Annotated in this window: 1 protein-coding gene; it reads left to right on the forward strand. The window is 63.5% G+C overall.

What is annotated here, in order from left to right:
• Positions 1–430, forward strand: a 430-nt coding sequence (locus AC1D0P_RS30150; protein WP_477680089.1) for an LLM class flavin-dependent oxidoreductase, incomplete at both ends; no start/stop codon positions are given.

Here is a 430-nt window from a genome sequence, read left to right on the forward strand (position 1 = left end):
GTCTCCCGGCCTCTGGGCGCATCCCGGCGACAAGTCGTGGAAGTACAAGGACCTGGATTACTGGCAGGATCTCGCCAGGACGCTGGAGCGCGGCATTTTCGACGGCATCTTCATTGCCGACGTGATCGGCTATTACGACGTCTACAAGGGCTCGAACTACCACGCGATCGAGCAGGCGGCGCAGATCCCGGTCAACGATCCGCTGCAGCTCGCAGCCCCGATCGCGCTGGCGACCGAACATCTCGGCATCGGCAGCACCGCGTCGACGTCGTTCGAGCACCCCTATACGTTTGCCCGCCGCATCGCCACCGCCGACCATCACAGCAAGGGCAGGGTGGGGTGGAACATCGTCACCTCCTATCTCGAAAGCGGGGCCAAGAATGTCGGGCAGCTGGGGCTGCAGCGGCATGACAATCGCTACGAGATCGCC

The sequence above is a fragment of the Polaromonas sp. P1_G2 genome, assembly GCF_056405515.1.